Annotated in this window: 1 protein-coding gene; it reads left to right on the forward strand. The window is 64.3% G+C overall.

Annotated elements, in window-relative coordinates; genetic code table 11:
• On the forward strand, positions 1-454 hold a 454-nt coding region (locus EOA22_RS37085), incomplete at both ends, for a hypothetical protein (RefSeq protein ID WP_127390779.1).

A 454-nucleotide genomic window follows, 5' to 3' on the forward strand; every position in this document is an offset into this window, starting at 1 on the left:
GTCCCCTACCGGTCATATGAGGCCCTGCGCCTGCACTGGAGTCGCATCGAGGAGGCTGCCAAGCGAAACGAGCCGGACGAGCGCAAAAAGCGCCGAGAAGCCAATCGCTGGTCGGAAAAAGAACGGGCCGCACGTGCGCGCGCCACCGAACGCCGCCGCCGCCGCTATCCGCTCGATCCGGAGAATCTGCCGCCCCTTGGTCGGCCGGTGATGACGTCTACCTATGGGGTAGTCGTTTTCGTCGGTTGCGATGGCGAGCCGGTCGATCCAGAGGTCATTCGCACCTCCTACGCCGATATCCCAACCTCGGCCGACAGCGTTTGGGGGCAATGGCGCCCGGCTACGCTCGCCGAACTCGTGAAAACTTGGCCCTCGCGTCCCGGATCCAAGATTGATCACGGGATCTGGAGGCAGCCCACGATCGAGGAGTTGCGCGTGGCAGGAAAGACTGCCG

The sequence above is a fragment of the Mesorhizobium sp. M7A.F.Ca.US.014.04.1.1 genome, assembly GCF_003998745.1.
Taxonomy (GTDB): domain Bacteria; phylum Pseudomonadota; class Alphaproteobacteria; order Rhizobiales; family Rhizobiaceae; genus Mesorhizobium; species Mesorhizobium ciceri.